This window comes from Mesorhizobium sp. M7D.F.Ca.US.005.01.1.1 (genome assembly GCF_003952545.1).
Lineage (GTDB): Bacteria > Pseudomonadota > Alphaproteobacteria > Rhizobiales > Rhizobiaceae > Mesorhizobium > Mesorhizobium loti.
Genome location: NZ_CP034453.1, coordinates 2,871,605 through 2,897,193 on the forward strand (window position 1 = coordinate 2,871,605; position 25,589 = coordinate 2,897,193).

Here is a 25,589-nt window from a genome sequence, read left to right on the forward strand (position 1 = left end):
GGGAACAACAATGGCAAAGACGATACTCCAACTCACAACCGCGCTCGCTCTTGTGACGATGGCGGGTGCGGCACAGGCCGCCGATTGCAAGATCACCGTCGGCCTCGTCATGGAACTGACCGGCCCGGCGGGCGAATACGGCCAGGCCGGCGCCAAGTCGGTCGAGATGGCCTTCCGCGACATCAACGCCGCCGGCGGCGTACGCGGCTGCGATCTCATCACCGACACGCGCGACAGCCAGAGCCAGGGCAACATCGCGGTCGACGCCGCCACCCAGCTGGTTCAGGTCAAGAAGGTGCCGGTCATCATCGGCGGCATCATCTCGTCGGTGTCGATCCCGATCCTGACCTCGGTCACCGCACCGGCCAAGATCGTTCAGGTCTCGCCGGCGTCGTCCTCGCCGACGCTGACCGCACTCGGCCGCGACGGCAAGACCAACGGCATCTTCTTCCGCACCATCACCTCGGACGCGCTGCAGGGCGTCGCCGCCGCCAAATATGCCGTCGACAAGGGCTTCAAGAAGCTGTCGATCATCCACGTCAACAACGACTTCGGCGTCAACATGGTGGCCGAATTCTCGCGCGCCTACAAAGCGCTCGGCGGCACCATCGTGTCCGACACGCCTTACAATGAGAAGCAGTCGAGCTATGCATCGGAAGTCACGGCGGCGATGGCCGGCGAACCGGACGGGCTCTATCTCGTCAGCACGCCGGTCGACGGCGCCACGGTTGCCCGCACCTGGATCTCGCAGGGCGGCGTGCAGAAATTCCTGCTCAATGACGGCATGAACAGCCCGGACTTCATTGAATCTGTCGGAGCCGATTATCTGAAGGAAGCCTACGGCACGTCGTCCGGCACCAGCCCGACGGCCTCGACGGAGTATTTCACCAAGAACTACAAGGAATTCTCCGGCATCGAACCGACCAATCCAGCGGCCGACCGTTCCTATGACGCCGGCGCGATTGTTGGTCTCGCCATCGCCATTGCCGGTTCGGAGGATCCGGCCAAGATCAAGGACGCCATGTACAAGGCGGTCGATCCGGCCGGCACGCCGATCTTTGCTGGCAAGGAAGAGTTCGCCAAAGCGCTCGGCCTGATCAAGGACGGCAAGCCGATCCGCTACGAAGGCGTCATCGGCCCGGTCGCCTTCGACAAATATGGCGACATCACCGGCCCCTTCCGCCTGTGGAAGATCGTCGACGGCAAGGTGGCGACCGACGGCGAAATGACCACCGACGACGTCAACGCCCTGCAAGCGAAGCTTCAGTAAAACGACTTGTCGTCCGGCGTCGATCCGATCTCATCGCGATCGATGCCGGACGTCGGCCAGCCCCGCATTGTCACGACCGATCATGCGGCGTTTGCACCGATCAGAGTTTGACCAGAAGCCGATCATGAATAGGATTGGCCGATGTCACCCGAAACACAACAACTTCTATCTGCTCTCGACAGTCGGCTGGGCGCCGGCGGCTTGCTCGCCGGTCCGGAGGTGGACCAGCGCTATCGCGACGATCCCGGCGGCAAGCTCGGCGCGCTTCCCGAAGCGGTGCTGCGCCCGCGTGATACAGAAGGTGTCGCGGCAGCACTTGCCGCATGCAACGATCTCGGTCAGCCAATTGTCGTCCAGGGTGGACGCACCAGCCTGGCAGGCGCCGCGCGTGCGCAGCCGGGTGAGGTGGTGCTGTCGCTGGAGCGCATGACCGGCCTTGATACACCGGATCGCCAGGCTGGCAGCATCGTTTCCGAAGCGGGCGCGACGCTGCAGGCGGTGCAGGAGGCAGCCGACAGCGCCGGGCTGATGTTCGGCGTCGATATCGGCGCACGCGGTTCGGCCACGATCGGCGGCAATGTCGCCACCAACGCCGGCGGCATCCGCGTGCTGCGCTACGGCATGTACCGGGCGCAGGTTCTGGGGCTGGAAGCCGTGCTTGCCGATGGCAGCGTGCTGACTTCGCTCAAGGGCCTGCCCAAGGACAATTCCGGCTACGACCTCAGCCAGCTCTTCATCGGCACGGAAGGAACCCTCGGTGTCGTCACCCGCGCCGCGCTCAGGCTGCATCCCAAGCCGGCGTCCGAGGTCAACGCTTTCTGCGCACTGTCCTCGCTCGATGCGGCAATCGCGCTGCTTGGGCTGCTGCGGCAAAAGCTCGGCCCGTTGTTGTCCGCCTATGAGGTCAACTTCGCACCGCTCTATGACCTCATGGTCGCCAGCATGGCAATGCCGGCGCCGCTGCCGGCGGGCTCGCCCGTCTATGTGCTGGCCGAGATCCAGGGCAACGAGCCGGAACGCGACGGCGAGCGCTTCGCAGAGGTGTTGATGCAGGCGGTCGAGGATGGTGTCATCGACGATGTGGTGGTCTCGCAGTCGCCGCGCGAATTCCGTGCCCTCTGGGACGTGCGGGAGGACGCCAATCGCGTCCTGTTTTCGATCAAGGGTCTGATCGGCGTCGACATCAGCATTTCGCTGGCGCGCATGGGAACGTTCCTGGAAGAGGCGGACGCTGCCATCCATGCCATCGACCCTGGCGCCGACATCTATGTCTTCGGCCATCTCGGCGATGGCAATCTGCACTATCAGGTCCTGACGGTCGATCCGGCGGCGGCCTATGACATCGTCTATCGCGGCGTGGCGGCGGCCGGAGGTGGTGTTTCGGCCGAACATGGTATCGGCCTCGACAAGAAGAAGTGGCTGCATCTGGTGCGCAGCGATGCCGAGATCGCCACCATGCGGCGGCTGAAGGCAGCCCTTGACCCCAGGAACATCCTCAATAGGGGACGGGTCTTCGACCTCGGTCCATCAGCCTTGCCTCGATGATATCTGCCTGCACTCAAGTCCGTTCGATCGCGACTTGCCTGGGGATGAGAAACCGGGCGGCGAGCACGCAGAGCAGCACGGTGAACATCAGGATCAGTGCCACCAGCGCATTGATGTCGGGTGAGAAGCCAAGCCGCATCATCGCCCACAGCCTGACCGGCAGCGTACTCTGGGTGCCGGTGACCAGGATGGTGATCATCGTCTCGTCGAACGACAGCGCGAAGGCCAGGATGGCGCCGCCAACCATGGCGCTCGACAGGTTCGGCAGGATGATGCGCCAGAACGTCTGCCAGCCCGTGGCGCCGAGATCGTAGGACGCTTCGACCAGCGTGCGGCTCATCGACTGCAGCCGCATCAGCACCGTGCGATAGACGATCGCCAGCACAAAGACCGTGTGGCCGATGACGACCGTCAGCAGCGAGCGTTCGAGGCCGATTTCGCGGAAGAAGATCAGCAGCGCCAGGCCGCTGATGATCGGCGGCATCAGGAACGGCAGGAAGATGATGAACTGCAGGAGCGAACGCCCGGAACGCCGGCTGTGATAGTAGAGTGCCAGCAGCGTTCCGCTGACCACGGACAGGACGACGGTGCAGACGCCAACGATCAGCGTGGTACGCAAGGCGGCCAGTATGTCGTGATTTTCGGTCAGCGCGACATAGGTTGCAAGGGTCGGCGACGACCAGTCGACATTGCCATGCGAAATGGTGAAGAACGACGACACGATCGGTACGAACAGCGGGCTGTAGAGCAGCACCGCGACCAGTGTCGTGATCGCGGCCAGAAAGATGGTGGACAGTCGGGGCAGGGCGCTCATACCGAAATCCCCCGGTTGCGCCCGAAGCGTTCGCCGATGAGGATTGCCGCTATCACCACGACGGCCAGCGCCACCGACAGCGCTGCGCCGAAGGGCCAGTTATAGGCCGTGCCGAACTGGCTGTAGAGGATGCGGCCGAAGGTGAAGCCGCTGATCCCGCCGACCATTTGCGGCGTCAGGAAATCGCCGATCGCCAGCACGAAGACGAAGCTCGCCGCCGAAGCGACGCCGGGCAGGCTGAGCGGCAAGGTGATGCGCAGGAAGGTCTGCAAGCCGCTCGCGCCGAGATCGTCCGAGGCGCGCAGCAGCACCTGCGGAATCCGCTCCAGCGACAGGAAGATCGGCAGGACGGCGAAGGGGATCAAGAGCAGGGTCAGTGTCAGCAGGATGGCGTTCATGTTGAACACGAAAAGCGTCGACGGTTCCTGCAGGATACCGAGCGCCACCAGTGCCTTGTTCAGGAAGCCGTTGAGGCCGAGGATACTGCGGATCGCATAGATCTTGATGACGTAGCTCATCAACAGCGGCACCAAGAGCAGCATCAGCAAGGCGTAGCGCCAGCGGCCTTTCAGCGTCGTCAGGAAATAGGCGGCGGGATAGGCAAGCAGGATGCAGATGATGGCCACCGAGACGCACAGCACGATGGTGTTCCAGAACACCGGGAGAAAGACCGGATCGGTGAAGAATCTGACATAGTTGCCCAGTGACAACCCGTAGACGATCGTGCCCTGGTCGACGCTGAAGAAGCTGTAACCGAGGAAGATCGCCAGCGGCACCAGGACAAAGATCACCGGCAAGGCAAACGCCAGTACTGTCACCAGCAGCGACAGTCGTCTTTCCGCAGGCAGCGTCGAGTCGGCTTTGCTCATGCCAGCACCAGATGGCCTTCATGCGGCGCAAACGAAAGCGATACAGCCTCGCCGGATTTGAGCGCGCTGCCGTCGACCCGGCTCGGCACGCGCAGCCGCAAGCGTTGCGCGGCATTGTCGGCGCCAGCCGTGATGGTGGCGACGGTCGATGAGCCGGCAAAGGCCATGTCGGAGATCGTACCGGGAAAGCGGTTGTCGGTGTCCTTTGCATCCGCAAGATGCAAGGCCTCGGGGCGGAATGCAGCGTAGGCGCTGGCGCCATCCGTCGCGGCTTTCAAATGCGGCTGGTTGCTGATCGAGCAGACCAGGCGCCCGAGCGCCGTCTCGATCGATCGCAGCTCGCCCTGGATCGGTCCGAGTTTCCCGGCCACCAGATTGTTCTCGCCGAAGAAGCGCGCGACGAACTCGCAATTCGGCTTGTAGTAGAGGTCGTGCGGCGTGCCGAGCTGGCGGATATGGCCGGCCTCCATGACGCAGATCCGATCGGCCATGCCGATGGCTTCTTCCTGGTCATGGGTGACGAACAGGAAGGTGGTCTTGATTTCGCGCTGGATAGATTTCAGGAAGACTTGCATCTGCCGGCGCAGTTCGAGGTCGAGTGCCGCCAGCGGCTCGTCGAGCAGGATCAGGCGCGGCTGGCAGATCAGCGCACGGGCGAGTGCGACGCGCTGGCGTTGGCCGCCGGAGAGCTGCGCGGGAAAGCGGTCGGCGAAACGCCCGAGCTGGACCAGGTCGAGGGCCTCCGCGACACGGCGCGCGATTTCCTTGCGCTGGATATGGCGAACCGAAAGCCCATAGCCGACATTGCCGGAAACGGTCAGATGTGGAAACAGCGCATAATCCTGGAACACGGTGTTGAACGGCCGTCGGTTGATCGGCATGCGGCTGATGTCCTGGCCGTCCAGCCGGATCTCGCCTGAGGTCAGCGGCTCCAGCCCGCCGATCAGCCGCAGGACCGTGGTCTTGCCGGAGCCCGAAGGCCCGAGCACGGTGAGGAACTCACCGTCCCGGATCGACAGGTCGATGTCGTGCAGCACGGGAACCGTGCCGTAGGATTTCGAGACGGACCGCAGCGTCAGCAGGTCGGTGTTCTGGTTCATGAAATACTCTCGCATACGCTTCGGCGGTCCGGAACCTCCGGACCGCCGGGTCCTTCGAAGGCATAGAACGGAAAGGTCAGGGCGTGGCCTTGACCTCGTTCCACATGTCCGAACGCTTGAGCGGGTCCTCGACATTGTTGAGCCAGACCAGCTTGTCGTTGCCGCCGGCGCTGCTCGACTCGACCACGGTGTTGCCGAAGCCGGTGCGTTCGGAAAGCGCGCCGCTGACCTTCTTGCTCAGCATGAAGTCGATCCACTTCTCGGCCGCCGCATTGTCGCGGACACCCTTGGAAATGACCCAGTTGTCGAGCCAGGCAAGCGCACCCTCGCTTGGATTGACGTAGGCGACATGAGCGCCGATCTTCTGCAGCGCCTTGACCTGCTGCTGGCCGTAATTGGCCCAGATCAGGGCCACATCATTGTTCTGGTAGATCTGCTGCGCCTCGTCGGCGGTGGTGTAGAAGCTCAGCACGTTGCGCTTGAGTTCGACCAGCTTGGCCTTGACCGCCGCCATCTGCTCTTCGTTGAGGTTGAACGGATCCTTGTAGCCGAGCGTCAGTGCGGTGAACGAGAAATTGTGCTCGCCATTGTCGTAGGCCAGAACCTTGCCCTTGTATGCCGGGTCCCACAGAACCGACATCGAGGTCGGCGCCGGCTTGACCTTGTCGGTGTCGTAGATCAGGCCGATGGAGTCGAAGCAGAACGGAATGCCGTAGACCTTGCCGTCCTTGGTGACGCCGCTCACCGCCGCCAGATCACGAAAGCGCGGCAGCACTTCCTTCTGGTTGGCGAGCTTCGTGACGTCGATCGGCGACACCAGGTCGGCCTTGATGTAGCGCTGCAGCTGGGCGGTGTTGACGGCGAAGACGTCGAAGTCCTGGCCTTCGCTGCCCTTGATCTTGGCCCAGATCTCGTCGTCGCTGCCGATGAACACGACATCGACGCCGATGCCTGTTGCAGCGGTGAAGTCCTTGACCCAGTCGGCATCGGCGTAGCCGTCCCAGGCCAGAACCCGCAGGTTCGCGGCGAGCGCCGCCGATGTCATCAGGCCGACGCCGAGCCCGATCGTTGCCATTCTTAGAAACAGTTTTTTCAGTCCCATTTTCAATCTCCCATTGTCATTCTGGTGGACCGCAGTTTCCGGACCTTCGCCGTCACAGCTGGGTGACAGCGACCAGTCCCTCGTCCGGCACCGACACCATCCGGTTGCGCAGTGGCTTGCCGAATGTCTGTGCCTGGATTTCATACTCGTCGCCGGAAGCCGTCTTGACGCCGGAGGCGTAGCTCATCACCGCGGCGCCGAAGAAATAGGCATGCAGGTCGCCCGCCCTGCGGTGCATCGGGTAGCGGAAATGGAAGTGTTCGAGATTGCCGATCGAGTGCGACATGTGCGCTTCGCCCGACAGGAATTCCTGCTCCCAGATGACAGCGCCGTCGCGCAGGATGCGCGAATGGCCGCGCACTTCTTCGGGCAGGTCGCCGATCAGCAGTTCCGGACCGATCGAGCAGGAGCGAAGCTTGGAATGGGCGAGATAGAGGTAGTTCTCGCCCTCCGTCACGTGGTCGGAATATTCGTTTCCGAGCGCATAGCCGATGCGATAGGGATGGCCGTCAGGCCCATTGACATAAAGCCCGACGATCTCGGCTTCCTCTGCACCTGCTTTCGCGAATGCCGGCATCGGCAGCGGCGCGCCGGGCGGCACAACGCAGGTGCCGACACCCTTGAAGAACCACTCCGGCTGGATGCCGATCTTGCCAGCGCCAGGCTTGCCGCCCTCCAGCCCCATGCGGAAGATTTTCAAGGAATCGGATTCGTCGGCACCTTCGCCATGGGTCAGAATATGCATCTGGTTGCGCGCAGCGGCACTTCCCGTATGGGTCAGGCCCGTGCCTGTGACCAGGAAGCGCGCCGGTTCCGGATGGTCGACCGGAGCGAGCACGCGGCCGTCGCGCAACAGCTGGTCGTAGTCGATCGTCGCGGTGCTCGTCCGCTTCTCGACCAGTGCCGCGACGGAGGCGCCTTGGGCGATTGCCGCCTCGGCGAGTTCCAGCACGGAGCTGGTCTTGTCGAGCGGGTGCAGGTGGTTGCCATCATCCGACACACGGCCAACCCGTCTGCTGCCGTCGGCCATTCTGAACTGAACAAGACGCATGAACTAACCTTCTTCCTTTGAAACCGTACGGTCACACCCAGCCCGCATCGACGATGAACTGCTGACTCGTGCACATGCGGCTGTCGTCGGCAGCGAGGAACAGCGCCATGCGCGCGATATCGGAGGGTTGCAGCCGGTCGGGCAGGCACTGCCTTTCCGCGATCTGGCGTTCGCCGGCCGGGTTCAGCCACAGGCGCATCTGGCGCTCGGTCATCACCCAGCCCGGCACCATGCAGTTGACGCGGATCCGTTCGGGGCCAAGTTCGCGGGCCAGCGCCCGTGTCATGCCGTAGACAGCGGCTTTCGCGGTGACATAGGCCGGGCAATCCGGATCGCCGACCATCCAGGTGATGGAGCCGAAATTGATGATCGAGCCGCCGCCCAACGTGCTCATCTGCGGACGCACCGCCTGCGCGGCGAAGAACTGGTGGCGCAGATTGACCGCCATGCGGTCGTCCCAGTAGGCAACCGTCACGTCCTTGGTCTGGTGGCGGTCGTCATTGCCGGCATTGTTGCACAGCGCCTGGATTGGGCCATTGTGCTGCTTCGCCTGCACGGTTGCCGCCTGCAACTCTTCCACGTTGCGCAGGTCGCAGGGAATGAAGAGCGGTGCGGCATGTCCCTCGGCCGCGATCGCGTCGACCAGGCGTTGGGATGGTTCTACGGCCATGTCGACGAAGGCGACACGGCTGCCTTGCGCGCAGAAATGGCGCACCAGGCTTTCGCCGATGCCGCTGCCGCCACCGGTGATGAACACGCTGCGGCCCTTGAGGCTTGGGTAGATGGCGTAGCTGCCGATTTCATCCGTCATCGCGCGCCCCTCTAGTGCGAATGCCGAGGAATGCCGGCATCGCGCCGGCCGACGAGAAAGTCGAAATCGCAGCCCTTGTCGGCCTGCAGAACGCGCTCGACATAGAGGCTCTGGTAGCCGCCTTCCGGTGGCGCCGGCGGCTTCCAGTCACGCCGGCGGATGGCGAGCTCTTCGTCCGACACCAGGAGTTCCAGCCTGCGGCCGGCGACGTCGAGCTCGATGAGGTCACCGTCGCGCACCAGCGCAAGCGCGCCACCTGCGGCTGCTTCCGGCGCCACATGCAGCACCACTGTGCCGTAGGCCGTGCCGCTCATGCGCGCGTCCGAAATGCGCACCATGTCGGAGACGCCTTGCTTCAGCAGTTTCGCCGGCAGCGGCATGTTGCCGACCTCGGCCATTCCAGGATAGCCGCGCGGCCCGCAGTTCTTCAGCACCATCACCGAGGAGGCGTCGATATCCAGCTCCGGATCGTCGATACGGGCGTAGTAGTGCTCGATGTTCTCGAACACCACCGCCTTGCCGCGATGCTGCATCAGTTCGGGCGTTGCCGCCGACGGTTTGATGACCGCCCCGTCAGGCGCCAGATTGCCGCGCAGGATCGAGATGCCGCCTTCCTTGGTCAGCGGCTGGCTCAGCGGGCGGATCACCTCGCTGTTGTAGTTGGGCGCGCCGTTGATCAATTCACCGATGGTCTTGGCGCTGACGGTCATGGCGTCGCGATGAAGAAGCCCCACTTCATCAAGCGACGCCATGACCGCAGCTAGCCCCCCGGCGTAGTAGAAATCTTCCATCAGGAACCGGCCCGACGGCATCAAATCGACAATGGTTGGAACGTCGCGGCCCAGTCGGTCCCAGTCGTCCAGGCTGAGATCGACACCGACCCGGTTGGCGATGGCGATCAGATGCAGCACCGCATTGGTCGAGCCGCCGATCGCGCCGTTGACGCGAATGGCGTTCTCGAACGCTTGCCTGGTGAGGATCTGCGCGATCGTCACGTCCCTGCGCACGAGATCGACGATCTGGCGTCCGGCCATCTGCGCGAGCACGCCACGGCGTGAATCCACAGCCGGGATCGCGGCATTGTCCGGCATGCCGATGCCGAGCGCTTCGACCATGCTGGCCATGGTCGAAGCCGTCCCCATCGTCATGCAGCTGCCCGCCGATCGGCTCTGGCCCTGCTCTGCGGCGAGGAAGTCGGCGACCGGCATGCGACCGGCCTTCACTTCCTCGGCGAATTTCCAGACATGGGTGCCCGAACCGATATCCTGTCCGCGGAACTTGCCGTTGAGCATCGGTCCGCCGGAAACAGCGATGGTCGGCAGATTGCACGACGCAGCCCCCATCAGCAGCGCCGGCGTGGTCTTGTCGCAACCGACCAGCAGGATGACGCCGTCGATCGGATTGCCACGGATGGACTCTTCGACATCCATGCTGACCAGATTGCGAAACAGCATGGCGGTGGGGCGCATGTTGCTCTCGCCCAGCGACATCACCGGGAATTCGAGCGGCAGGCCGCCGGCTTCATAGACGCCGCGTTTGACGTGATCGGCCAGCGCGCGCAGATGGGCATTGCATGGGGTCAGTTCCGACCAGGTGTTGCAGATGCCGATCACCGGGCGGCCGTCGAAAGCGTCGGCGGGAATGCCCTGGTTCTTCATCCAGCTGCGGTGCATGAAGGCGTTCTTGCCCTCGCCGCCGAACCAGGCCTCGGACCGCAGTTTGCGTTTGGTGTCGGTCACGATGTCTGTTCCCGATCCTGGCGGCGCTTGTTGCGGTTTTCGACGCTGCGGCGCACGTCTTCCTCGGCATTGTCGATGAGCACCAGCAATGCCTTTTGCGCGCCGGCCGCGTCGCCGGATGCAATCTTCTCGGCTACTTCCCGATGCAGCGGCAAAGAATGGCGCTGCCCGTCCGGATTGTCGTTGGAGAGGCGAAAGCTCATCACCAATGCGGTTTCGACCAGTGCCGCCAGCGAGCCGATCAGCTCATTGCCGGTCATGCGCAGAATGGTCTGGTGGAACAAAAGGTCAGGCTTGGCGAAGCGATCGCCGTCGTCGACAACGGCTTCCATTTCAGCCAGCGCGGCATTGATCTCGGCAATCTGTGCCGGTGTGGCGCGCTTGGCGGCGAGCGCGGCCGACATCGGCTCGATGGCCCGGCGCAGCTCGAACAGCGCCCGGACATCGTCGGCGCTGACACCGCTGGCGTAGCGCCACGACAGGACGTCCGGATCGAGGAAATTCCAGTCGGAGCGGGGACGCACCCTTGTGCCGGTCTTCGGCCGCGATTCGACAAGCCCCTTGCCGGCCAGAACCTTGATCGCCTCGCGCAGCACCGTGCGGCTGACCCCCAGCATCTCGCTGGAATCGTCGGCATTGGGCAGTGCCTCGCCCGGCAGGAAATCGCCTTGCACGATGCGCAACCCGATCTGCTCGACGACGGTCGCATGCAGAGCGGTGGAGCCGCTGGCGACCGCCACCGCAATCCTCGACGTTCGCGCCGTGCTGAAAGATTTCTTATTCTTCATACTATTCATATGATATGTCTTATAGGCGTGGCGATTGGAGTCAAGGGATGGGGAGTGCCGATGACAAAGAATTCCGCTGCCGTTGCCGAGCAGCACCAAGAGCTGGTCTCGATCAGCGATGGCATTGCGACAGTTGAGATTGCCCCTGCCGCCGGCGGCGCCGTGGCGTCGTATCGCTGGCGGCAAAACGGATCCGTCGTGGATTGGCTGCGCCCTGCGGATCAGGCGGCGATCGACAGCCGCGATGCCGGCGCCATGGCCTGCTTCCCGCTGGTTCCCTATTCCAATCGCATAAGGGGCGGCCGCTTCGCATTCGCCGGCCGCGCCGTCGAACTGCCGACAGGGCCTGATGATCCGCACTATGAGCACGGCCATGGCTGGCGTCGGCCATGGACAATCGTGCGGCACCAAGCCAGCACCACCGTCCTATCCTATCGTCATGCCGCCGATTCCTGGCCGTGGAGCTATGAAGCAAGGCAAGCGATCTCGCTGGTCGATGGCGGGCTGGTCATTGCCCTCTCGCTGCGCAACCTCTCGGACACGCCGATGCCGGCAGGCTTCGGGCTGCATCCCTATTTCCCGTCGACACCGTGGACGCATGTCCAGGCGCGGGTGTCCGGCATGTGGGAGACCGATGCGGAAATCCTGCCCACCCGGCACGTCCTGCCACCCGCTGGCGCCAACCCGACTATGGGCTTCGACGTGTCGGAGACGGACTTCGACACGGTCTTCACCGGATGGGCGCGCCGCGCGCGGATCTCCTGGCCGGAGCATGGACGGCAGCTGGACATCGAGGCCGAGGCGCCGCTCGATTTCCTTGTCCTTTACACGCCGCCCGGTGAGCCGTTCTTCTGCGCCGAGCCGGTCAGCAACATCACCGATGCCTTCAATCGCAGGAGTGACGCGGGCATCGACACCGGCTGCATCGTACTGGCGCGCGGGCAGATGCGATCCGCAAGCGTTCGCTTCACGCCTTCGCAGGCGATCTGATCGCCCAAGTCGAACCGCCCAATGCTGGGCCGGGTCAGAACGGATAATGCTGGCCCGGATCCTCGATCGTCACCCAGCGCAAATCGGTGAACTCGGCGATCGAGGCCTTGCCGCCGAAGCGGCCATAGCCTGAGCCCTTGACGCCGCCGAACGGCATCTGCGCTTCGTCGCCGACGGTCGGGCCGTTGATGTGGCAGATGCCGGCCTCGATGCGCGCGGCGACGGCAAACGCGCGCTTGATGTCGCGGCTGAACACGGCTGACGACAGGCCGTATTCGGTGTCGTTGGCGACACGCACGGCCTCGTCTTCGCCCTTGACGCGGATGATCGGCTTGACCGGCCCGAAGGACTCTTCGGCGTAGACGCGCATCGCCGGCGTGACATGGTCGAGCAATGTCGCCTCCACCACGGTGCCGGTGCGCTTGCCGCCGGCCACCAGCTTGGCACCCTTGGCGACGGCATCGGCGATGAGTTCCTCCATCTTGTCGGCCGCTTGGCTGCTGATCAGCGAACCGAGCACCACATGGCCGCGCGGGTCGCCGGCCGGCAGCTGCGAGGCGCGGCCAGCCAGCTTGGAGACGAACTCGTCGGCGATCTTTTCGTCGACGATCAGGCGCTCGGTCGACATGCAGATCTGGCCCTGGTGCATGAAGGCGCCGAAGGTGGCGGCGTTGACCGCTGCGTCGATGTCGGCATCGTCCAGCACCAGCAGCGGCGCCTTGCCGCCGAGTTCGAGCAGCGCCGGCTTCAGGTGCCGACCGGCGAGTTCGGCGATGATCCTGCCGACCTTGGTCGAGCCCGTGAAGTTGACGCGCTTGACCGAGGGATGCGCGACCAAAGCTTCGACAATGCCGGCGGCATCCCTGGGATCGTTGGTGACGACATTGATGACGCCCTTGGGCAGCCCGGCTTCGACCAGCACCTGGCCGATCAGCCGGTGCGTACCGGGGCACATTTCGGAGGCCTTCAGCACTACGGTGTTGCCGCAGGCGATCGCCATCGCCACGGCGCGGGTGCCGAGAATGACCGGCGCGTTCCACGGCGCGATGCCGAGGCAGACGCCGGCTGGCTGGCGGATTGCCATGGCCAGCGTGCCCGGCTTGTCGGAGGGGATGATCTCGCCCGAGATCTGCGTCGTCATCGCCGCCGCCTCGCGCAGCATGTTGGCTGCCAGCATGACGTTGAAGCCGGCCCAGGGACCGGTGGCACCGGTTTCTTCCATCATCAGCCTGGTGAACTCGCCGACCTTCGAGGCCATCACGTCAGCAGCCTTTGACAGCAAGGCGCGCCGTTCGCCAGGCCCGGTCTTTGACCAGGCCGGGAAGGCCGCCGCGGCGGCTTCTACGGCAGCATTGGCGTCGGCAATGCTGGCTGCTGCGGCGCGCGTCGCCAGTTTGCCGGTGAACGGGTCCATGCGGTCGTAGGAGGCCGAGCCGGATGCGTCCCTTTTGTCGCCGTCGATCAGAAGTCCAATATCCATTGTAGTCTCCATCGCCCCGATTGGAGCTTCGTGATTAGAAGCCGAACATTTCGGCATTGATCGATGCTTCGAGGCCGCCGTCGACCGGCAAATTGGCGCCGTTGATCCAGCGCGCGCCGTCCGAGCACAGGAACAGCACCACCGGTGCGATATCGCCGGACGTGCCGGCCCGCCCGACCCTGGCAATGTCGCTGTCGACACGAGCGTCGCCAAGCACGGTTCGGAACTGTTTCAGGATCGGTGTCTCGACCGGGCCGGGGCTCACCGCATTGACGCGGATGCCACGGCGTTTGAACAGATCCTGATGCGCCGCGCGGAAGGTCCACAGCAAGAGCAGTTCCTTGGAGACGGGATAGCCTTCCTCGTTCCTGACCGCGTGCGTGCAGACCACGTCGGCAACATCGGGGAAACCTTCGATGCTGACCATCGAGGCGGCGCGGTTGAGATTGGCGCGCCAACCATAGCCGGCAATCGACGCAACGTTGACGATCGCGCCGCCTTCACGAAGTCTTGGCGCCAGGCCTTCCGACAGAGCCCGCAGCCCGAAGAAATTGACCGCCAGCGTCGACGCTGCGCCGGTATTGCCGGAGAGCCCGGCGACGTTGCAGAGCGCGTCGAGGCGCTGCGGCAGGCGAGCAATCAGCTCGTCGACACCGGCCTTCGACGAGATATCGGCCTTGACGAAGCTGCCGACCGGAGCAGTCGGCTCACGCACATCGACGCCGATCACGTCTGCGCCAAGCTGAGCGGCGAGTTCCGCCGTGCGCGCGCCGATGCCGGAGGCGACACCGGTGATGAGGATCGTCTTGCCGAAAAGCATGGTCATGCCTTCTCCCGATATGGTGTGGCTTGCTGTGGCGAAAGCATTCCATCGCCATCGGTGGCGGCTGGGAACCTCACGCGGTAACCAACCGGCAGCAGGCGGAACCCAAAACGCTCCTCGATCGTCCCCCACAGGCCGCGCGGCAGGAAAAGCGAGAACAGCACGGCGGTGGCGCCGAGCCCGACCAGATACCAGACACCGGTGCCGCCGAACCACGTCTCGATGAGGAAGAACACCAGCGCGCCCAGAATGGCGCCCTCGAAAGTGCCGATGCCGCCGACCAGCACCATGAAGATCATATAGGCGGTCCACTGGACATTGAAGTAGGTCTTGGGCTGGAAGGTGATCGAGGTCGCCAGCCACAGCGCCCCGGCAATGCCGATGCCGAAGGCGGCAAGCACGAACAGCAGCCGCTTGGTGCCGGTGACGCGCACGCCGACCGAGGCGGCGGCATCCTCATTGTCGCGGATCGCCCGGATCGCAGCACCTGTGCTGCCGCGCAGCAGGCCAAACAGGATGGCGAGCAGGGCGGTCATCGATGCCAGCGCCAGCCAGTAGATCGCTGCCCGCCTAGCGCCGGCGTCGTAGGCGTTGAGCGAGATCAGCGATGTGCCGGTTTCGCCCTGCACCAGCCGGTCGAGATTGACCAGCAGATGCGTCAGCGCCGCGATCACCCACATGCCGATGGCGAACTCGCCGTTCCTCAGCCGCAGCATGAACAGCGAGAGCGGCCAGGAGACGGCGCCAACAATAATTCCGGAGGCGAACAGCGCCAGAAACGGGTTGAGGCCGGCATCGGCCAGCCGGATGGCGAAATAGGCGCCGAGCCCGAAGAACACCTGCTGGCCGACCGAGACCAGGCCGCCGAAGCCGGCCAATGCATTCCACATCGCCGCCAGGATCACATAGACAAACAGGGCGGTCATCCTGTCGACCGCGCCAGCCGACAGGAACTGCGGAGCAATCGCCAGTAGCGCGATGATAACCGCGACCGCAATCGCGGCGATGCGCGACGTCGCCGTGCCGCGCTCGATGACGGGGGATGTCGAAACGGCGCTCACGTCGGCTTCCTCGTGGGCAAGCGCAGCAGGCCGCGCAGGCCGAGGCCCGAAGTGGAGAGCCGAATGAACAACACGATCAGGAACGCGACATGGCCGCCGATCAGAAAACCTTGCGGATGCACTTGCGCGCCCAGTGTCTGCGCGAGCGCCAGCACGATGCCGCCGATCAGCGTTCCCCACAGCGACCCAGCGCCACCGATGACTGCCGCCTCGAAAGCGAACAGCAGTTGCGGCGCGCCGGCATAGGGATCGAAGGTGGCGCGCATGCCGAGAAACGCGCCGGCAAGGCCGACCGTGACCATGGCGATGGCAGCGGCGATCGCATTGGCGCGGCGCGCATCGACGCCGACCAGGCCGGCGGTGTCGGGGTCCTCCGACGTGGCGCGGATCGAGCGGCCAAGCCTTGTGTGGGTGAGGAACAATTGCAGCCCGCCCAGCAGGATCACGGCACTGGCGAACATGATCACAGCGAGCTTGCCGACATAGATGCTGCCTGGCCATTCCCAGGAATCATAGGACAGGCTACCGATATAGGGCGCCAGCGAACGCGTATCGGCGCCGAACTGCTCGAACAGCAGATTGTCGATGACGATGGCCAGGCCGAATGTGGTCAGGATCGGCAGCAGCGCACCGCCGCGTGCGCTGCGTTCAAGTAGGAAGCGCTGCAGCGCCCAGCCGATCGCCGCCATCAGCGGAAGCACGATGAGCAGGCCGACCAAGGGCGAGATGTGGAACCGCGAGGCGAGCCACCACAGCGCAAAGGCGGCGAACACGGCAAGGCTGCCATGGGCGAGGTTGATGATGCGCATTACCGAAAACATGAACGACAGGCCGCAGGCGATCAGCGCGTAGTAGCCGCCGAGAAGGATGCCCTGGATGATCTGGTTGCTCATGCGGGAACGCTCCCGGGGCTTTTCCGGTGCAGGCCGAAATAGGCCTTCGTCACATCCTCGCGCGAAACCGCCTTGCTCGGCCCTTCCAGCGCAACACGCCCTTCGAGCATGCAGATGACCCTGTCGGAGACCGCGAGCGCGCGGTTGAGGTCCTGTTCGACGAGGATGATCGTCGTGCCGGAGGCGATCAGCCCTTGCAGTGCTGCATAGACGCGATCGACGATCAGCGGCGACAGGCCGAGCGAGACCTCGTCGAGCAGCAGCACGTCCGGATTGCTCATCAGCGCGCGGCCGATCGCCGTCGCCTGCTGCTCGCCGCCTGAGAGATGGCCCGTCTTGGCGTGGCGGCGCGGCTTCAGATTGGGGAACATCTCGAGCACCTTGTCGACGCTCCAGTCACCTGGCCGGCCAGCGGTCTTGCCAAGCAGAAGGTTCTCCTCGACCGTCATCTGCACGAACAGTTTTCGCCCCTCAGGCACCAGCGCGATGCCCATGCCGACACGCTTGTGCGATGGCACGTCGGTGAGATCGGCGCCGTCCAGCAGCATGCGGCCAGCCGCCGGCTGGTGCGCGCCGGCGATTGCCCTCAGCAGCGTCGTCTTGCCGGCGCCGTTGGCGCCGACCAGCGCCAGCGTTTCGCCGCGTTCGATGCTGAAGCTGACGCCGCGCACCGCCTGCAGCAAGCCATGCCGGACAACCAGGTCCTCGACCGCAAGCAGGCTCATTTCGGGCCTCCGCCGAGATAGGCACGGACGACCTCGGGGTCGGCCATCACCGTTTGCGGTTCGCCATCGGCGATGATCTTGCCGGCGTCCATGCAGATCAGCCGCTCGGCCACCTGCAAGAGGATGTGGACGATGTGCTCGATCCAGACGATGCCGATCTTGCGGCGGCGCAATTCCTTGATCGTGTCGACGAGTTCGCCGGCTTCGCCATCGGTCAGCCCACCGCCGATCTCGTCCAGCAGAAGCAGCGTCGGTCTGGCCGCGAGTGCGCGTGCCAGTTCCAGCCGCTTGCGGTCGAGCAGGCCCAGCGTTTCGGCGCGCCGATTGGCAACGCTGAGCATACCGCACAGTTTCAGCGAGCCGAGCGCCTCCTCATAGGCCTCGTCGCGGCCAAGGCCTGCGCCATGCGAGGCGGCAACGAAGACATTCTCGAAGGCGGTCATGCCGCTGAACGGTTTCGGCACCTGGTGCGTGCGCACCAGGCCGAGCCGGCAGCGCTGCGTCGCCGCCAGTGGCGTCACGTCGCCGCCCTTGAAGCTGACCGTGCCGGAGCTTGGCGGAAAAGCGCCGGCAAGCACGCTGAGCAGCGTGGTCTTGCCGGCGCCGTTCGGGCCGACGATGCCGACCGCCTCGTCGGCTTCCATGGAGAAGTCCACCGCACCCAGCACCACAAGCGCGCCGAAGCGTTTGTGGATACCGGCGGCAGCGAGGATCGCCTGTTGTTGCGGATGGGTCACCAGGCGATCCTCGTCAGCGGTCCATCAGCCGTTGTAAGGCAGAAGCTTGGCTTCGACAGGCACGTTGGGATCGGTGGCGTTCTCGGTCACGACGTAATCGAGCGGGAACTTGCTGCCTTCCTTGGCGGCCACCCACTGCGTGCCGATAATCGGGCCGGGCGAGACATTGGCCACCGGCCCGCTGGTGAAGTCGACCTTGCCGACCATCGTCTCGGTTTTCAGCGTGCTCAGCGCCTTGGCGACCGCCGCCTTGTCCTTGGCGTCGGTGCTTGCCTTCAGCGCCTCGAAGCCGGCGTCGAGCAGCGACATCGAAGCGCCGAGCTGCTGCGTCCACTGCTTGCCGCTCGCCGCCTCATAGCCGTCGGCCAGCTCGGCGCCCGAAACGCCGGTCAGTGGCGATTTGTAGGGGAATGCCTTGTGCCAGTAGGCGGCGCTCGAAATCTTCATGCCGAGATCGCCGAGCGCCTCGATGTCGGACGGGAACAGTCCGGTCTTGGCGACCTGGCAGATCTTGATCTGCTTGATCAGGCCTTGCTGTGCCGCCTGGCGCCAGAAGGCGGCGAAATCCGGCGGGATCGGGAACGAGTTGAAGATCTCGACGCCTTCCTGCTTGAACAGTGCGATCTGCGCGGAATAATCGGTCGTGCCGGTTTCATAGGCGCCGGGATCGACAATGGTGAAACCCTGCTTGGCCAGCAGCGGCGCCAAATGGGCGCGGATGGCATTGCCGTCGGCATCGTTGGGATACATGACGCCGACCTTCTTGTTGGTCTCGATCAGGTTCCATTGCGAGATATAGGCCTTGAAGAACTCGCCGACGCCGAAGCCGAAATGATAGGTCCATTTGAACGGCGAGGGTTCGCCCGGCTTGGCGCCGCGGCCGAAATACCAGGCCTCCCACGGCATGACCGTCGACAGGCACGGCACGCCGGCGGCCTCGCAGGCGTCGGCCACTGGATTGATCACCTCGGGCGTCGACACCGCCAGCATCAGGTCGATGGCCTGGTTGTTGATCAGGTCCTTGGCCAGCTGGCCCGCGCGCGACGGATCGGATTGCGTGTCCTGGTCGAGAATCTCGACGTTGTATTTCTTGCCGCCTATCTCAATGCCACCGGCCAGCGCCTTGCGGGCCAGATCGAGCACGTAGCCGTCGGTCTGGCCGAACCCGGCGAGCGGCCCGGTGCGCGGGCTGACGAAGCCGACCTTGAGCGTGTCGCCTGCTTGCGCAAAAGCCCTGCCGCCGCCAAGCGCCAGCGCCGTGCCGCCGGCGATGGAGGTCGCAATGAACTGGCGTCGCGAAATGCCTGGATTCGTGGATCTGCTGCCGAGTGCGTGCGTCATATGTTCCTCCCTTTGTGGTCCTCCATCGTCACAGTGCACCAGTGGTTTGGTTCGGTAAAATGATATTTTGCGGTGTTTCGTTAACCCCTGGGTTATGAAATTCGGAACTGACAGCGATCATCTCGTGCCCTAGCTGCCCTGCCTTGCCGCTTCGCGGACGGTCTGCAGCAGGATGGAGAAGGCCGGCGAGGGCGCCGTATCCGTCCGCATCGTCAGGCCGACAGGCCCCTTGGTTTCCTCGGTGTTGACCGGAAGGGCGACGAAGGCGCCGCTGCCAAGTTCGTTGGCAACGACGCCGGCCGAAATGATCCAGACGGCATTGCTCTGCCGCAGGAAGGCGCGGCCGAAGGAGTCCGAAACGGTTTCGATCTCGGTTGCCGGCGCCGTCATGCCGTTGGTGATGAACAGGCGGTCGACGAAAGGGCGAATGACCGATTCCCGTGTCGGCATCAGCATCGGGAATTCGTCGAGCCGTGCGAACACATCCTGTCCCGGATCGAGCAGCGGATGTCCCGCCCGCACCACGAACAGCACCGGTTCGGAATAGAGGTGCTCGAAGAAGAAGCCGGTCATGTTTTCCGGCGCCGCCAACCGTCCGACGACGAGATCGAGCGCGCCGGTGCGCAACTGTTCGAGCAGCACCGCATTCTCGCCGGTGACGATCTTGATCGCCGCACCGGTACCCTCCTTGAGGAACAGGCTTATGGCAAGCGGCATCACCCGCGCCGACACCGTCGGCAGCGCGCCGATGCGGATTGGGTGCCGGTTGACCGCTCCGTCCTGGCGGACGGAATCGACGCCTTGCTTGAGTGCCGTGATCGCCGTGCCGGCATGGCGAAGGAAGATTTCGCCGATGCGCGTCAGCCGGATGCCGCGGCCGTCGCGCTCGACCACCGCCACACCCAGCGCCTCTTCTAACTCACGCAACGTCTTGGTCACCGCCGGTGGGCTGACATGCAGCAAGTCGGCCGCTCGCGCCACGCTTCCCTGCCGCGCAACTTCAAGGAATGCCTGCAGGTGACGGAACCGGATGCGGCTCTCGGACATGAATTTGATAACCCCTGAGTTAATGAAACGGCGCAAAATATCATTTTACCGAACCAAACGCCTTGTGCAATGTGGGGACGGAGGATCGAAATCGTGCCATTCGTCACCATCGGCGGCATCACGCTGCACCATCGCCACATCAAGGCGGCCGGCAATGCGCGCCCTGTCATATTCATCAATTCGCTCGGCACCGACTTCCGGATCTGGGACGATGTTGTCGCCGCACTTGATGGTGAAATGCCGGTGCTGGTCTATGACAAGCGCGGCCACGGACTATCAGATATCGGCGACATCAGGTCGATCGACGATCATGTCGACGACCTCTCGGCGCTCATCGATCATTTCGGGTTGAGCAAGGTCGTGCTGTGCGGCCTGTCGGTCGGCGGCCTGATCGCACAAGGCTTCTATCGCAGGCGCCCGGAAATTGTCGAAGGCCTGATCCTGTGCGACACGGCTCACAAGATCGGCACGACAGACAGCTGGAACACGCGCATCGCGACGGTCGAAAGCAAGGGCATCCAGGCCATTGCCGATGGCGTGCTCAAAGTGTGGTTCACCCCCGCCTTCCACGCGGCGCGTCTGGCCGAGCTGGACGGCTATTGGAACATGATGACGAGGCAAGCACTCGCCGGTTACATCGGGACTTGCGCGGCCGTTCGTGATGCGGATTTCACCGATGCCGCACGCCGCATCGCGGTGCCGACGCTCTGCGTCGCCGGCGACCAGGATGGCTCGACGCCTCCCGATCTCGTCCGCTCGCTGGCAGAGCTGATCCCCGGCGCGCGCTTCGAGATCATCCGCGACGCCGGGCACATTCCTTGCATCGAACAGCCTGAAGCGCTGATCGCCCTGATCCGCGGTTTTATCGCATCGCTTGCCCCTGGAGCAGAAACCCATGGATGAAGTCCCCGGCAACGTAGCCAGATATCGCACCGGCCTCGCGGTGCGGCGCTCCGTGCTCGGCGACCGCCATGTCGACCGGGCCGAGGTCGCGGCCACCGATTTCGACCAGCCTTTCCAGGAGCTGATCACCGAGGCTGCCTGGGGAACCGTGTGGGCGCGGCCGGGCTTCACCAAGCGCGAGCGTTCGATCGTCACGCTGGCGCTGCTGGCCGCACTCGGCCATGATGAGGAGGTTGCGATGCATGTGCGCGCCACCGTTAACACCGGTGCCTCGCGCGACGATATCTGCGAGGCGTTCCTGCATGTCGCCATCTATGCCGGCGTGCCGGCCGCCAACCGCGCCTTCAAGATCGCCAAGGACGTGTTTTCGGAAATGGACGGAAGCCAGAATGCCCGCTAAGTCCGGCTCGAACCGGAGGCCCGAGACCGGCGCCTTCTTCCAGCGCGACCGGACCTGGCATCCGTCTGCTCTGACGCCGAATTACAAGACCTCCGTGCTGCGTTCGCCGCAGAAGGCGCCGTTGTCGTTCGACAACACGCTGTCGGAGATTGCAGGCCCGGTCTTCGGTCACGCCATGCTCGGCGAACTCGACGCCGACCTGATCCACAATTTCGCCAGACCTGGCGAGAGCGCGCTCGGCGAGCGCATCATCGTCTATGGCCGGGTGCTCGACGAACGCGGTGTTGGCGTGCCCGGCGCGCTGCTCGAATTCTGGCAGGCCAATGCCGGTGGCCGCTATCGCCACAAAAGGGACGGCTATCTGGCGCCGCTCGACCCGAACTTCGGCGGCTGCGGCCGCACTATTACAGGCGAGGATGGCGGCTATGCCTTTCGCACCGTCAAGCCAGGTCCCTATCCCTGGCCGAACGGGCCGAACGACTGGCGGCCTTCGCATATCCATTTCTCGGTCTTTGGCCACGGCTTCGCGCAGCGGCTGATCACGCAGATGTATTTCGAGGGCGACCCGCTGATCTGGCAATGCCCGATCGTGCGCGGCATCCCCGACAAGGCGGCCATCGAGACGCTGATCGCTGCGCTCGACATGCAAGCGACGATCCCCTTCGACGCGCGCGCCTACAAGTTCGACATCGTGCTGCGCGGGCGCCGCGCGTCGCTGTTCGAAAACAGGCCGGAGGGCAATTGATGGCTCAATCGCTCGACCGGCTCAGGGAAAGCCCCTCGCAGACCGCCGGACCCTACGTCCATATCGGGCTGACGCCCAATTTCTGCGGCATCGGCGGCGTCTATCCCAGCGATCTCGGCGCCACCATGGTCAACGACAAGACCAAAGGCGAGCGCATCGGCTTGCGCATCCGGGTGCTCGACGGCACCGGCACACCGCTCAAGGACGCGCTGATCGAGATCTGGCAAGCGGATGCCGACGGGCTCTACAATTCGCCGGCCGAATTGCGCGGCGCTGCCGATCCAAATTTCTTCGGCTGGGGCCGTTGCCCGACCGACATGGACACCGGCCTGTGCACGTTCGACACGATCAAGCCGGGCCGCGTGCCTTCGAATGATGGCCGCCTGATGGCCCCGCACATCACCCTCTGGATCGTCGCGCGCGGCATCAATCTCGGCCTGCACACACGGCTGTATTTTTCCGACGAGGAAAAGGCCAATGCCGGGGATTCGATCCTGGCGCGCATCGAGCATCGCGTTCGCGTGCCGACTCTGATCGCCGAGCGCAACGGCGACACCTACGTCTTCGACGTCCATCTCCAGGGGGAGAAGGAAACGGTCTTCTTCGACAGCTGATGCTCAGGAGACGTGCGACATGACCGTATCGCCCTTCGACCATCCACTGCTCTCCGCACTCCTCGGTGACGAGGAAGCGGTGAGGCATTTTTCCGTCGAGGCCGAAATCAAGGCGATGCTGGCCTTCGAACGGGCGCTGGCGCAAGCAGAGGCCGAAACCGGGTTCATCACCAGAGATGCGGCGGCAGCGATCGTGGCCGCACTGGCCACATTCCGGCCCGACACCGCCTTGCTGCGGGCCGGTGTCGCAAAAGACGGCGTCATCGTGCCGGAACTGGTGCGCCAGATCAGGGCGGCGGTCGGCGAACCGCATGGCCAGAAAGTGCATTTCGGCGCGACCAGCCAGGATGTCATCGACACCGGCTTGATGCTTCGGCTGAAATCCGTCGTCGAGCATCTCGATCTGCTGTTGACCGAAACCGTCATGCGCCTCGCTTTGCTCGAAGAGCGTTTTGGCGGCAGGGCGCTGACCGGAATGACGCGCATGCAGAAGGCGATTCCGATCAAAGTTGCGGATCGCGTGACGGCGTGGCGGGCGCCGCTGCAACGGCACCAGGAGAGATTGTCCGAACAGTCGAGACGCCTGCTGGTGGTGCAGTTTGGCGGGGCCGCCGGCACACTGGAGAAGCTAGACGATAAAGGGCCGGCGGTGCGCGCAGCCCTTGCCGCAAAACTCGGCCTTGGCGACGCACCGCAATGGCATAGCCAGCGTGATGCACTCGCCGATTTTGCCGGCCTTATGTCGCTGGTGACCGGCAGCCTCGGCAAGTTCGGCCAGGACATGGCGCTGATGGCGCAAGGTGGAACCGACATCGAACTCTCAGGCGGCGGCGGCTCGTCGGCCATGCCGCACAAGCAGAATCCCGTGAAGGCAGAGGCACTGGTGGCGCTTGCCCGCTTCAACGCCACGCAGCTTTCCGGGATGCATCAGGCGCTCGTGCATGAGCAGGAGCGCTCGGGCGCGGCCTGGACGCTGGAATGGCTGCTGCTGCCGCAAATGGTCGTCGCAACGGCCGCGTCGCTGCGCCTTGCCGCCGAGCTGACCGGACAGATCGAAAGTCTGGGCCACTGATGCGCACACAAATCGTCATCATCGGGTCCGGACCGTCCGGCCTGCTGCTCGGGCAGCTTCTGGCCGGCATCGGCGTCGAGACGGTCATTCTGGAACGGGCGAGCCGCGAGCACGTGCTTGGCCGCGTGCGGGCAGGGGTGCTCGAACAGGGCACGGTCGAACTGCTGGAACAGGCCGGTGCGGCAGCAAGGCTGCATGCCGAAGGGCTGCCGCATTCCGGCATCTCGCTCGCCTTCGACGGACGCCTGCACCGCATCGACCTCGAGGCACTGACCGGCGGCAGGCATGTCACCGTCTACGGCCAGACCGAAGTGACGCACGATTTGATGGACAAGCGCGACGCGGCAGGACTGGCCACGATCTATGAGGCGGCAAATGTCGCTCTGCACGATTTCGATGGCGCCGCACCTTTCGCCACTTATGACCGGGACGGCGTCACGCATCGGATCGATTGCGACTTCATTGCCGGCTGCGACGGCTACCACGGCGTCAGTCGGAAATCGGTGCCTGAGCGTGCGCTGAAAACCTTCGAGCGGCAGTATCCGTTCGGCTGGCTCGGCGTGCTGGCCGAAGTGCCGCCTGCCGATCACGAACTGGTCTATGCCAATCATGAGCGGGGTTTTGCGCTGTGCTCGATGCGCTCGACGCATCGCAGCCGCTACTATGTGCAGTGCCCACAGGACGATCGCGTCGAGGCGTGGTCGGACGATCGCTTTTGGGACGAGTTGCGCCGCCGCTTGCCGGAGCGGACGGCGGCAAATGTCGTCACCGGGCCATCCTTCGAGAAATCGATCGCGCCGCTGCGCTCCTTCGTTGCCGAGCCAATGCGCTTCAGCAAGCTTTTCCTGGTTGGTGACGCCGCCCACATCGTGCCGCCGACCGGCGCCAAGGGCCTCAACCTCGCTGCCAGCGACGTGCGCTATCTCTTCCCAGGTTTTCGCGACTTCTACCGCGACAAAACCATGGCTGGTATTGATTGCTATTCGCAAAAGGCGCTGGCACGGGTCTGGAAGGCCGTGCGCTTTTCCTGGTGGATGACGACGATGCTGCATCGCTTTCCCGACACCGGCGAGTTCGGCCAGCGCATCCAGGAGGCCGAACTCGACTATCTCGTGCAGTCGCGTGCCGCATCGACCGCGCTTGCCGAGAACTATGTCGGCCTGCCCTACTGAAGGCTGCGGATCATCCGGCGCCTTGCTGCCTGGCAAAATCTGACAGCATCGGGCGCTGCCCGTTGAGGATCTTCACTTCGGCCTCGGGCAAGGTGAACCAGCCTGCTCGGTCGACTTCCGGAAACGCCTTCAGGGATCCCGATCTTGGCGGCCATTCCATGGTGAAGCTGTTGCTCTTGATGGTGGTCACGTCGATGTTGATGGTCGCCTCGACAGACCAGGCCGAGACGATCTTGCCGCCCGGTTGCCTGTAGTCGCCGAGCCGCGCGAACGGGCCATCGACCTTGACGCCAAGCTCTTCCTCGGTCTCGCGTTGCGCTGCCGTCAACTCGTCCTCATTCTCGTCGACAAGACCCTTCGGTATCGACCACGCACCATCGTCCTTCTTCGCCCAGAACGGTCCGCCTGGGTGGACCAGCAACACCCTGAGATCGCCGTCGCTGCGGCGATAGATCAGCAATCCCGCGCTGTGTTTTGCCATTTTATACGTCCGTCTG

26 protein-coding genes are annotated in these 25,589 nt (G+C 64.2%); 9 read left to right on the forward strand and 17 right to left on the reverse strand.

The genetic code is table 11. The features are described 5' to 3' along the window. Window positions 1-10: 10 nt before the first annotated feature. Both EJ076_RS13715 and EJ076_RS13720 read left to right on the forward strand, forming a co-directional pair. The gene (locus tag EJ076_RS13715; protein ID WP_109661782.1) at window positions 11-1,270 is read left to right on the forward strand and encodes an ABC transporter substrate-binding protein; all 1,260 of its coding nucleotides are present in this window, start codon (window positions 11-13) and stop codon (window positions 1,268-1,270) included. Window positions 1,271-1,411: 141 nt separating this feature from the next. Further along, window positions 1,412-2,815, forward strand: coding sequence for an FAD-binding oxidoreductase (locus tag EJ076_RS13720; protein ID WP_126068222.1), 1,404 nt, complete (start codon window positions 1,412-1,414; stop codon window positions 2,813-2,815). 13 nt (window positions 2,816-2,828) lie between these two features. On the opposite strand, the gene EJ076_RS13725 is transcribed toward EJ076_RS13720, so the two are convergent. The 8 genes from EJ076_RS13725 to EJ076_RS13760 all read right to left on the reverse strand — a co-directional run bounded on the left by EJ076_RS13725 (window position 2,829) and on the right by EJ076_RS13760 (window position 11,089). Next, entirely contained in the window at window positions 2,829-3,629 is an 801-nt protein-coding gene (locus tag EJ076_RS13725; protein ID WP_126068223.1) for an ABC transporter permease, read from the reverse strand. Beyond that, on the reverse strand, window positions 3,626-4,498 hold the full coding sequence (locus tag EJ076_RS13730; protein ID WP_126068224.1) for an ABC transporter permease: 873 nt from the start codon (window positions 4,496-4,498) through the stop codon (window positions 3,626-3,628). Before EJ076_RS13730 ends, EJ076_RS13725 begins: the two co-directional genes overlap by 4 nt. Next, entirely contained in the window at window positions 4,495-5,598 is a 1,104-nt protein-coding gene (locus EJ076_RS13735; protein ID WP_109661790.1) for an ABC transporter ATP-binding protein, read from the reverse strand. Before EJ076_RS13735 ends, EJ076_RS13730 begins: the two co-directional genes overlap by 4 nt. Before the next feature lie 76 nt (window positions 5,599-5,674). Next, complete coding sequence (locus tag EJ076_RS13740) at window positions 5,675-6,700, reverse strand: ABC transporter substrate-binding protein (protein WP_126068225.1); 1,026 nt, start codon at window positions 6,698-6,700, stop codon at window positions 5,675-5,677. Between the two features lie 52 nt (window positions 6,701-6,752). After that, the gene (araD1, locus tag EJ076_RS13745) at window positions 6,753-7,751 is read right to left on the reverse strand and encodes an AraD1 family protein (protein ID WP_126068226.1); all 999 of its coding nucleotides are present in this window, start codon (window positions 7,749-7,751) and stop codon (window positions 6,753-6,755) included. Between the two features lie 31 nt (window positions 7,752-7,782). Beyond that, a complete protein-coding gene (locus EJ076_RS13750) occupies window positions 7,783-8,562 on the reverse strand; it encodes an SDR family oxidoreductase (protein WP_126068227.1) in 780 nt (259 codons plus the stop codon). 11 nt (window positions 8,563-8,573) lie between these two features. Then, a complete protein-coding gene (locus tag EJ076_RS13755) occupies window positions 8,574-10,301 on the reverse strand; it encodes an IlvD/Edd family dehydratase (protein ID WP_126068228.1) in 1,728 nt (575 codons plus the stop codon). After that, window positions 10,298-11,089, reverse strand: a complete 792-nt coding sequence (locus tag EJ076_RS13760; protein ID WP_164548635.1) for a FadR/GntR family transcriptional regulator — start codon at window positions 11,087-11,089, stop codon at window positions 10,298-10,300. The genes EJ076_RS13755 and EJ076_RS13760 overlap by 4 nt, the downstream gene beginning before the upstream one ends. A 60-nt stretch (window positions 11,090-11,149) precedes the next feature. Here EJ076_RS13760 and EJ076_RS13765 point away from each other — a divergent pair, with 60 nt between their 5' ends. After that, window positions 11,150-12,079 (forward strand): aldose 1-epimerase, encoded by a 930-nt coding sequence (locus tag EJ076_RS13765; RefSeq protein WP_126068229.1) that lies wholly within the window; start codon window positions 11,150-11,152, stop codon window positions 12,077-12,079. Between the two features lie 34 nt (window positions 12,080-12,113). Here EJ076_RS13765 and EJ076_RS13770 read toward each other — a convergent pair whose 3' ends face one another. The 8 genes from EJ076_RS13770 to pcaQ all read right to left on the reverse strand — a co-directional run bounded on the left by EJ076_RS13770 (window position 12,114) and on the right by pcaQ (window position 20,186). After that, window positions 12,114-13,559 (reverse strand): aldehyde dehydrogenase, encoded by a 1,446-nt coding sequence (locus EJ076_RS13770; protein WP_126068230.1) that lies wholly within the window; start codon window positions 13,557-13,559, stop codon window positions 12,114-12,116. A 34-nt stretch (window positions 13,560-13,593) separates the two neighbouring features. Next, entirely contained in the window at window positions 13,594-14,379 is a 786-nt protein-coding gene (locus tag EJ076_RS13775) for a coniferyl-alcohol dehydrogenase (protein WP_126071051.1), read from the reverse strand. Window positions 14,380-14,381: 2 nt separating this feature from the next. After that, on the reverse strand, window positions 14,382-15,443 hold the full coding sequence (locus EJ076_RS13780; RefSeq protein WP_126068231.1) for a branched-chain amino acid ABC transporter permease: 1,062 nt from the start codon (window positions 15,441-15,443) through the stop codon (window positions 14,382-14,384). Beyond that, the gene (locus EJ076_RS13785) at window positions 15,440-16,336 is read right to left on the reverse strand and encodes a branched-chain amino acid ABC transporter permease (RefSeq protein WP_126068232.1); all 897 of its coding nucleotides are present in this window, start codon (window positions 16,334-16,336) and stop codon (window positions 15,440-15,442) included. Before EJ076_RS13785 ends, EJ076_RS13780 begins: the two co-directional genes overlap by 4 nt. Beyond that, the gene (locus EJ076_RS13790; protein ID WP_126068233.1) at window positions 16,333-17,061 is read right to left on the reverse strand and encodes an ABC transporter ATP-binding protein; all 729 of its coding nucleotides are present in this window, start codon (window positions 17,059-17,061) and stop codon (window positions 16,333-16,335) included. Before EJ076_RS13790 ends, EJ076_RS13785 begins: the two co-directional genes overlap by 4 nt. After that, complete coding sequence (locus tag EJ076_RS13795) at window positions 17,058-17,801, reverse strand: ABC transporter ATP-binding protein (protein WP_126068234.1); 744 nt, start codon at window positions 17,799-17,801, stop codon at window positions 17,058-17,060. The genes EJ076_RS13790 and EJ076_RS13795 overlap by 4 nt, the downstream gene beginning before the upstream one ends. Window positions 17,802-17,822: 21 nt before the next feature. Then, window positions 17,823-19,139, reverse strand: coding sequence for an ABC transporter substrate-binding protein (locus EJ076_RS13800; protein ID WP_126068235.1), 1,317 nt, complete (start codon window positions 19,137-19,139; stop codon window positions 17,823-17,825). A 129-nt stretch (window positions 19,140-19,268) separates the two neighbouring features. Continuing rightward, window positions 19,269-20,186, reverse strand: coding sequence for a pca operon transcription factor PcaQ (pcaQ, locus tag EJ076_RS13805; protein ID WP_126068236.1), 918 nt, complete (start codon window positions 20,184-20,186; stop codon window positions 19,269-19,271). A gap of 93 nt (window positions 20,187-20,279) precedes the next feature. On the opposite strand from pcaQ, the gene pcaD reads away from it, so the two are divergent. Genes pcaD through pobA form a run of 6 tightly spaced genes read left to right on the forward strand, consistent with a single transcriptional unit; the run spans window position 20,280 to window position 25,092 of the window. Next, the gene (gene pcaD, locus EJ076_RS13810) at window positions 20,280-21,089 is read left to right on the forward strand and encodes a 3-oxoadipate enol-lactonase (protein ID WP_126068237.1); all 810 of its coding nucleotides are present in this window, start codon (window positions 20,280-20,282) and stop codon (window positions 21,087-21,089) included. Continuing rightward, complete coding sequence (gene pcaC, locus EJ076_RS13815; RefSeq protein WP_126068238.1) at window positions 21,082-21,489, forward strand: 4-carboxymuconolactone decarboxylase; 408 nt, start codon at window positions 21,082-21,084, stop codon at window positions 21,487-21,489. The genes pcaD and pcaC overlap by 8 nt, the downstream gene beginning before the upstream one ends. Continuing rightward, window positions 21,479-22,234, forward strand: a complete 756-nt coding sequence (gene pcaH, locus EJ076_RS13820) for a protocatechuate 3,4-dioxygenase subunit beta (protein WP_126068239.1) — start codon at window positions 21,479-21,481, stop codon at window positions 22,232-22,234. Before pcaC ends, pcaH begins: the two co-directional genes overlap by 11 nt. Further along, complete coding sequence (gene pcaG, locus EJ076_RS13825; RefSeq protein ID WP_126068240.1) at window positions 22,234-22,848, forward strand: protocatechuate 3,4-dioxygenase subunit alpha; 615 nt, start codon at window positions 22,234-22,236, stop codon at window positions 22,846-22,848. Before pcaH ends, pcaG begins: the two co-directional genes overlap by 1 nt. Before the next feature lie 19 nt (window positions 22,849-22,867). Then, complete coding sequence (locus EJ076_RS13830) at window positions 22,868-23,920, forward strand: 3-carboxy-cis,cis-muconate cycloisomerase (RefSeq protein WP_126068241.1); 1,053 nt, start codon at window positions 22,868-22,870, stop codon at window positions 23,918-23,920. Beyond that, window positions 23,920-25,092 (forward strand): 4-hydroxybenzoate 3-monooxygenase, encoded by a 1,173-nt coding sequence (gene pobA, locus EJ076_RS13835; RefSeq protein ID WP_126068242.1) that lies wholly within the window; start codon window positions 23,920-23,922, stop codon window positions 25,090-25,092. Before EJ076_RS13830 ends, pobA begins: the two co-directional genes overlap by 1 nt. 10 nt (window positions 25,093-25,102) lie before the next feature. On the opposite strand, the gene EJ076_RS13840 is transcribed toward pobA, so the two are convergent. Then, a complete protein-coding gene (locus EJ076_RS13840; protein ID WP_126068243.1) occupies window positions 25,103-25,573 on the reverse strand; it encodes an NUDIX domain-containing protein in 471 nt (156 codons plus the stop codon). Between the last annotated feature and the right edge of the window lie 16 nt (window positions 25,574-25,589).

What these genes read in the sequence shown, in the direction of transcription:
- EJ076_RS13715 (WP_109661782.1), top strand. Translation starts at nt 11, where the DNA reads ATGGCAAAGACGATACTCCAACTCACAACCGCGCTCGCTCTTGTGACG.
- EJ076_RS13720 (WP_126068222.1), top strand. Translation starts at nt 1,412, where the DNA reads ATGTCACCCGAAACACAACAACTTCTATCTGCTCTCGACAGTCGGCTG.
- EJ076_RS13725 (WP_126068223.1), bottom strand. Translation starts at nt 3,629, where the DNA reads ATGAGCGCCCTGCCCCGACTGTCCACCATCTTTCTGGCCGCGATCACG.
- EJ076_RS13730 (WP_126068224.1), bottom strand. Translation starts at nt 4,498, where the DNA reads ATGAGCAAAGCCGACTCGACGCTGCCTGCGGAAAGACGACTGTCGCTG.
- EJ076_RS13735 (WP_109661790.1), bottom strand. Translation starts at nt 5,598, where the DNA reads ATGAACCAGAACACCGACCTGCTGACGCTGCGGTCCGTCTCGAAATCC.
- EJ076_RS13740 (WP_126068225.1), bottom strand. Translation starts at nt 6,700, where the DNA reads ATGGGACTGAAAAAACTGTTTCTAAGAATGGCAACGATCGGGCTCGGC.
- araD1 (WP_126068226.1), bottom strand. Translation starts at nt 7,751, where the DNA reads ATGCGTCTTGTTCAGTTCAGAATGGCCGACGGCAGCAGACGGGTTGGC.
- EJ076_RS13750 (WP_126068227.1), bottom strand. Translation starts at nt 8,562, where the DNA reads ATGACGGATGAAATCGGCAGCTACGCCATCTACCCAAGCCTCAAGGGC.
- EJ076_RS13760 (WP_164548635.1), bottom strand. Translation starts at nt 11,089, where the DNA reads ATGAAGAATAAGAAATCTTTCAGCACGGCGCGAACGTCGAGGATTGCG.
- EJ076_RS13765 (WP_126068229.1), top strand. Translation starts at nt 11,150, where the DNA reads ATGACAAAGAATTCCGCTGCCGTTGCCGAGCAGCACCAAGAGCTGGTC.
- EJ076_RS13770 (WP_126068230.1), bottom strand. Translation starts at nt 13,559, where the DNA reads ATGGATATTGGACTTCTGATCGACGGCGACAAAAGGGACGCATCCGGC.
- EJ076_RS13775 (WP_126071051.1), bottom strand. Translation starts at nt 14,379, where the DNA reads ATGCTTTTCGGCAAGACGATCCTCATCACCGGTGTCGCCTCCGGCATC.
- EJ076_RS13785 (WP_126068232.1), bottom strand. Translation starts at nt 16,336, where the DNA reads ATGAGCAACCAGATCATCCAGGGCATCCTTCTCGGCGGCTACTACGCG.
- EJ076_RS13790 (WP_126068233.1), bottom strand. Translation starts at nt 17,061, where the DNA reads ATGAGCCTGCTTGCGGTCGAGGACCTGGTTGTCCGGCATGGCTTGCTG.
- EJ076_RS13800 (WP_126068235.1), bottom strand. Translation starts at nt 19,139, where the DNA reads ATGACGCACGCACTCGGCAGCAGATCCACGAATCCAGGCATTTCGCGA.
- pcaQ (WP_126068236.1), bottom strand. Translation starts at nt 20,186, where the DNA reads ATGTCCGAGAGCCGCATCCGGTTCCGTCACCTGCAGGCATTCCTTGAA.
- pcaC (WP_126068238.1), top strand. Translation starts at nt 21,082, where the DNA reads ATGGATGAAGTCCCCGGCAACGTAGCCAGATATCGCACCGGCCTCGCG.
- pcaH (WP_126068239.1), top strand. Translation starts at nt 21,479, where the DNA reads ATGCCCGCTAAGTCCGGCTCGAACCGGAGGCCCGAGACCGGCGCCTTC.
- pcaG (WP_126068240.1), top strand. Translation starts at nt 22,234, where the DNA reads ATGGCTCAATCGCTCGACCGGCTCAGGGAAAGCCCCTCGCAGACCGCC.
- EJ076_RS13830 (WP_126068241.1), top strand. Translation starts at nt 22,868, where the DNA reads ATGACCGTATCGCCCTTCGACCATCCACTGCTCTCCGCACTCCTCGGT.
- pobA (WP_126068242.1), top strand. Translation starts at nt 23,920, where the DNA reads ATGCGCACACAAATCGTCATCATCGGGTCCGGACCGTCCGGCCTGCTG.
- EJ076_RS13840 (WP_126068243.1), bottom strand. Translation starts at nt 25,573, where the DNA reads ATGGCAAAACACAGCGCGGGATTGCTGATCTATCGCCGCAGCGACGGC.